The organism is Kineobactrum sediminis, from assembly GCF_002868715.1.
In the GTDB taxonomy this organism is placed as follows: Bacteria; Pseudomonadota; Gammaproteobacteria; order Pseudomonadales; family Halieaceae; genus Kineobactrum; species Kineobactrum sediminis.
Genome location: NZ_PKLZ01000021.1, coordinates 1 through 6,037, shown reverse-complemented (window position 1 = coordinate 6,037; position 6,037 = coordinate 1). Strand labels below are relative to the sequence as shown.

The window sequence follows — 6,037 nt, the reverse complement described above, 5'->3', positions numbered from 1 at the left end:
ACCCCAGCGCACCCATTCTGCCCCCATCAGCGACACCGTGGCGGACAGCTGGTTGAGCACAATCTCTTGCCCGAGCCCAGTTAGCTCGCGCTCGCGCAACGCCGCCAAGATCTGCAGGCAGAGCAGGTAGGGCGAGGTGAAATCGGGGTAAGCGCATGCAATACCATAGGGCGGGCTGCCTTTGAACCCGGAGATTTCGTTCACCCCCGCTGCGGCCATCAGCACACCGCCGAAGGTACCGCGCTTTGCCCAGGGACCAGTGACCCCGCAACCAGGCAGATGCATGACAATGATCCCGGGCTTGATCTTCTTGAGCTCGTCGTAGCCGAGCCCCATGCGATCCAGAACACCCGTCCTGAAATTTTCGGTTACCACATCCGCCTGCTCAACCATCTTCCTGACCAGCGCGGCGGAACCCTGTTGCGACATGTCCAGGGTAAGCGAACGTTTTCCAAGGTTGGCATCATTAAAGACCGGGGCGATGTTCGGCGTATCGCCTTCCATCCTCATCATGTCCAGGCGCACCGATGACTCGATGCGGATGATCTCGGCACCGAAGTTGGCAAGGATTCGCGTCCCCAGCGGCCCCGCAAGTACCCACGAGAAATCCAGTACGCGAACCCCCGCAAGCGGCCTGGCGACATCTACCGCTGCCCCTGCACTATCTGGCCTCTCAGGCTCTGCACGGGCTTCTGCGAAGACCGCCTCGGTATGTTCTCCCAGCATGGGTGCCGCACAGGCTGGAACGTCCGCCGCCATCCCGGCAACCGGACTGCGGACGCTCGTGAGGTCCATACCCAGGCCCTTGTGCTTGACTGTCGAAAATTGATCGATCGCCTGAAAGTGCGGATGTCCGTAGATATCCTCGAACCGGCAAACGGGCAACCCGATTAGCTCAAATTCCTCAACCAGGGCCATAACCTCTTCCGCGGTCATATTGGCCGCCAGCTGTTTCATGATTCCTGCACCAGGAATACCCGCCCCTTCCTCCGCAACGATTCCACGCATCTCTGCCACCGCCTGAAGCCTCGCTAACGACTGGGGTGTTGCACGTGCCGTAACGTATTTACCGTCTGCACAGCGATGAATCGGACCAAAAAGACCTTGCCGTCGCTGAATACGGCCCTCAATCGTATAGATGCAGGGGTTTAACGACTGGACCCCCATCATCACAGTCGCCTCCTGCACCGAAATGTCAACGTGGACGCCCGGTGCGCCCCGACAAACACCGTGCCAGGACAGGAGCGCTCCGGTAGCCGCTGCCAGGCTCGCCATCTTGTAAGATGGATCGGCATTGCCTTGCATGGGCGGTTCATCAAGCGACCCACTGATACCGAGTATCCCGCCCGACGCCGCTGCAATAAGGTCGTTGCCTGAACGGTTCGACCACGGACCATCCTGGCCAAAGGGCGAGATGGAGACATAAGTCAGACCGGGGTTGATCTGCCGAACAGATTCGTAATCGAGAGCGTACGCTGCAAGCCGCCCGGGCGCGCCGGATTCAACGAGAATGTCAGCCGTCCGCACCAGGGCTTTCACCCTGGCGAGAGCATCCGCATCATCGAAATCGGCGACAACGGAGCGTTTATTCATATTATGAAAAAGATGGTAATAGCCGCACTCAGCGTCCTGCATGCCGTTGAGGCCGGGGCCGTGACTACGGAGAGACCCACCATCCGGCGGTTCGATACGTACAACGTCGGCGCCGAGATCTGCCAGCAGACGTGTCGAAAAAACGCCTGAGGCATCGGTCAAGTCGAGAACACGCACGCCCGCGAGGGCGGATGCGTTGGAAGCACTCATACAATTATCCTTTGGCGAGCGGGCTTTCGAAGCATCTGGGGAGTAGGTATCGCTTTATTATTGGGCTCATGATTCTCTCCCGCTTTTAGTACTGAAAGAAGCGTAACGCAAATTAATTGCGCTATCAAGGAAACGTTTGCGTAAATTAGAACAAATAGCTAATTCGAAGAATCGGTTTAAAAAAGAGCGATTTTCAGTCGCGCAAAGAAAGTCGCGCAAACTGTACCAATGGTTCAGGAACGCGCGCATGTATCCTCTACTGTCGGCCATTACCCCGGGCCGGGCTGGTCTTTGCACTCTCTAAAAACCCGCTTCAGGCAGGTCTGACAAACAGATCTATCCAGTAGCGGAGCGATTCCCTGTATCGCTGCGTCTTTTCCGGGAAAAATATTTTCCTCGCCAACAGCTTTTATCACAGCATAGTCGTCCAGCGAGGTACTAATTTGTCTTCGACGTGCGGTTAAGTACAGCGCACCGTGTTCACTACGGCGCCGAATAGCTTCCCTGATAATTAAATCGGCACCTGGAAAATCAATCTGGCTCACCCCTTTCAAAAGAAGAAGTAGGAACTTTTGCTGGGGAAAGAGCTCTTCAAGATCTCTAAGCTGCTCGTTCAGAGATTGCGTCGCACCAAAAAACAACTGTCCGTCAATTCTTACAATAGCGAGCTGTGGGCACTCATTGAGTTGGTAAGACAATGCATTCCTGAAGGTTCTGGGCTCGGTTTCAGGGTCCGGTGCGAGTTTGGCAATATAAGGAAGCGATGACTGCCTTAAAAAAAGACCTATGGACAGTAGGACTCCGGCGTAGATCGCAAAATCAAGTCCCACGAAAATTGTGGATACGAACGGTAATAGTACGACTGCAGAGGCGGTACTACTTGTTACAAAAACCCGGCGCAATTCTCTAAGATCTATGAGGCGAAAGGCAACCATCAGTATTACCCCGGCAATGGCGGGGCGTGGGATATACGAGATCATTTCGTATCCGAAGAGTAGAATCAGCAGGAGTGATAACGATGAAATTATTGCCGCCAGCGGCGACCTTGCCCCGGCGTCGTAGTTAACACCGGATCGGGTGAACGAGCCCGAAGAGGCATAAGCTGAGAAAAAGCCACCAATGGTATTGGCTAGACCCTGGCCAATAAATTCCTGGTTGACGTTAATCAGTTGACCGGAACGCATGGCGATCGACCGGGCGATGGTTACCGCTTCCAACAAGCCAACCAACGCGATCGCCAAAGCCCCTTGGGCAAGATCACGAATAACTCCGGACGAAAGAAATGGGACGGAAACAGGCGGTATCACAGATGTTATGGGAGAGATAAAAACAACGCCGAATGCCTGCGCATTCATAGCATGAGCGATAACGGTCGCAAGCACCAGAGCGATAAGGTAGACAGGCCACCCTGGCTTGAAATAGTGGAGGAACAATGTCGTCAGGAAGGCGACCAAAAATAGCAGACATGAAAAAGGATTAATCTCGGACATAGTTTGCTGCAGTTGACCGGAAAAGCTACCCAGGTTTCCCGTTACTGCCAGTTCGACACCAAGAGCAGGCCCAATCTGCGATAGCGCAATGGTAATCGCAGCCCCAGCTGTGAAACCCGTCATCACAGACGGAGATACCAAACGGGTGAGCGCACCCAGACGTAGCGCACCGAATATAAGTTGAAACATACCGGTGAGAAGCGTTAGTGTTATTGCGCATTGGATAAATTCAGCACTGCCGGGTGCGTACCGAACCGAAATTGTAGAAAAAACAAGAACCGAAATCGCCGTAGTCGGGCCTGTAACCATATGCCAGGAAGAGCCAAACAGGGCAGCAATTATCGGTACAATGAGAGCAGAATAAAAACCATATTCGAGTGGCAGCCCGGCAATGGTGGCAAATGCAATGGCTTGAGGAATAACAATAACGGCGCCCGTGATACCGGCACTGAGGTCAGCCTTCACCGTCGTCGAGTCCATCCGCCGCCACCATACCAGAAACGGTAAATAGCGCTCAAACAAGGCAGCACCTCAAAAAATTGAACCTCGGATTACCTATTTGATCTTCTGATCAACAGGCCTATGCCAACCGTTTTTCACCCACAAGACAATAATCCGGCTGACGACGATTTCGCGAGCGTTACGCCTGCAGTCCTTGCGCGACTATCCGCCGTTCCGATACCGGTTCAACGTAACGTTTTGGCATCTTTTGGATAATATCCGCAAGTACTGCCAGATGCTCGTCGACAAACCGCGTATGTATGTTGCCACTTGCAAAATCGGGATGACGCATGATGTTGGCCAGGAACTCACGGTTGGTCTCAATCCCGTCAATCTGAAACTCACTGAGCGATCGAAGCGCTTTCTTTATACAGTCAGAGAAATTCGCCGATGGTGAGTGAACAACGAGCTTTGCCAATAGTGAATCGAAGCCGGGAGAGGATCGAAAGCCATTAAATGCCAGCGTATCAACACGAACGCCCGGGCCGCCTGGAAGGTCGAAGGCCTTGAGCTCTCCGCCCGCCGGCAACGTCCTTCCATCTGCCTTCATACGTTCGGTGTTGATTCGCAGTTGAATTGCAAAACCCTTTGCGGTTGCTTCGTCAGGTATGGCCAGCGACTCAATCGATGCGCCCTGCGCAAGCTCTAACTGTATGCGCACCAGGTCAACACCCATAACCTCCTCAGTAATTGTATGCTCAACCTGTAAACGTGCGTTTGCCTCTATGAAAGCAAACTCCTGGCCGTCAGCAGACACCAGAAACTCAAGTGTGCCGATACTGTCGTACTTCACTGACTCCGCAACTCGAATTGCAGCGTCGAGGATCTGCCTCCGGGTACTATCTGCCAACAACGGCGATGGGGCAATCTCGATGATCTTCTGATAGCGCCGCTGAATGCTGCAGTCGCGCTCACCAAGGTGAGCAATCCTGCCACTACCATCCCCTACGACCTGCACTTCGATATGGCGGGCGTTCGGTAAGTACCGCTCGATATAAAGAGCGCCGTCGCCAAAAGCTGCTCGTGCCTCAGCGGCGGCACGAGCCATGGCATCTTCAAGGTCCATACCTGCGTCAACAACGCGTACCCCACGGCCGCCACCGCCAGCAACAGCCTTGATTATCATCTGGCTACCCGCAGGCAAAGAGGCCAGAAACGCGCGAGCGGAATTTACGTCAGCATTGCCTTCGGTACCTGACAGGACCGCCACCCCGGCATTCGCTGCGATTCTCCGAGCCGTGACCTTGTCACCAAAGTATTCAAGAATTTCGGGCCGGGGACCCACAAACGTCAATCCAGCCTCTTGGCACTTGCGTGCAAAGCTGGCATTTTCACTGAGGAACCCATAGCCCGGATGGACCGCGTCCGCGCCGGCATCGAGGGCAGCCCTGACCATGGCATCAGCGTCCAGATACGCGCGCGCGCCTTTGCCGGCCAATGCCCTGTGCTCGTCCGCATGACGTACATGGAGCGCACGATCTTCGTCTTCGGCGGAAACGGCAACAGAGATGATGCCGGCATCATGCGCTGCGCGCATCACCCGAATCGCTATCTCTCCACGATTGGCAACCAACAGTTTTTGAATACTCATTATTACCTCTTCTTGCTAACGGGGCCTGTGAACGGTACCCGGTGACTATTTGGCGCATCTCAGCCCTTCCGGCATCAAGACCGCGTAAGGAGCAGAACGCAGTGAGTTCCGAGCCTAGGGCATGATGACCACAATAACCTGCTCCTCCTCGACAACGTCCTGCTCCGACACCAAAATCTTGATAATCCTGCCTGCACAAGGCGCTTCGACGGGGATCTCCATCTTCATCGACTCGAGAATCATAATGACATCCTCCGCTTCAACCGAGTCTCCCTCTGACTTTTCGATTTTCCAAACCGTGCCGGTGACCTCGGACGTAATGCTCTGCTCGGACATTGTTCAGCGCGCTCCTTATCTCAGTATGCAAAAGCCCGTCGTACCAGGAAGTCGAGGGTCTCTACTGCTTCTTTAGTTTTAGGTCACCAAGCTTAGCGCAAAAAAACAGCAAAAACAAGGAAACGTTTGCGTAACTGAGGGGGATTGAATTTGGGACCGACCAATTCAGCGCAGGGACGTCTCGTAGCCCAGCCATTCTCGTACCGCTTATCTCACTACACCCCATTCGACCAGGGCCGCTACTTCGGCTTTCGACAGGCCGGCCAACTCGATCAACACCTCTTCACTGTGTTCGCCCAGCATGGGCGCGCGGGTT

4 protein-coding genes are annotated in these 6,037 nt (G+C 54.3%); all 4 read right to left on the bottom strand.

The annotated features are described in order from the left end of the window. Positions 1 to 1,803 (bottom strand): CoA transferase (locus CWI75_RS18115; RefSeq protein ID WP_146003632.1); only part of this gene is annotated, 1,803 nt, incomplete at its 3' end. A gap of 269 nt (positions 1,804 to 2,072) precedes the next feature. Beyond that, a complete protein-coding gene (locus CWI75_RS18110) occupies positions 2,073 to 3,815 on the bottom strand; it encodes a SulP family inorganic anion transporter (protein WP_146003631.1) in 1,743 nt (580 codons plus the stop codon). Between the two features lie 118 nt (positions 3,816 to 3,933). Then, positions 3,934 to 5,385 carry an ATP-binding protein gene (locus tag CWI75_RS18105; protein WP_101522939.1) on the bottom strand — a complete coding sequence of 484 codons (1,452 nt, stop codon included), beginning with the start codon at positions 5,383 to 5,385 and terminating at the stop codon, positions 3,934 to 3,936. Positions 5,386 to 5,499: 114 nt separating this feature from the next. Beyond that, complete coding sequence (locus CWI75_RS18100) at positions 5,500 to 5,721, bottom strand: acyl-CoA carboxylase biotin carboxyl carrier protein subunit (protein ID WP_101522938.1); 222 nt, start codon at positions 5,719 to 5,721, stop codon at positions 5,500 to 5,502. Positions 5,722 to 6,037 lie beyond the last annotated feature (316 nt).